Origin of the sequence: Bartonella sp. AP58NXGY (assembly GCF_042195785.1) — a bacterium.
In the GTDB taxonomy this organism is placed as follows: Bacteria; Pseudomonadota; Alphaproteobacteria; order Rhizobiales; family Rhizobiaceae; genus Bartonella.
On record NZ_JBHIOY010000396.1, the window covers coordinates 1 to 265 of the forward strand.

1 pseudogene is annotated in these 265 nt (G+C 42.3%); it reads left to right on the forward strand.

What is annotated here, in order from left to right:
• Positions 1–265, forward strand: a pseudogene (locus ACFINC_RS11630) (methyltransferase); the annotation flags it as partial.

Below are 265 nucleotides of genomic sequence, written 5' to 3' on the forward strand. Positions count from 1 at the left end.
AACATGGTCATCGTTCTGGTATGGATGCTATGTTATTAGCCAGCTTGGTTCCCACTGATTTAAAGGGAACGGTTGTTGATTTAGGGGCGGGAGCTGGAGCAGCAGGGTTGGCTGTTGCTTCGCGTTGTTCACAAGTTCATGTTACATTGGTGGAACGCTCATCTTTTATGGTATCTTATGCACAAAAAACACTTATGCTAAAGCAAAATAAAAAACTTGCTGAGCGAGTTTGTTTGTTAAAAGCAGATGTTAGCCTCAAAGGGAA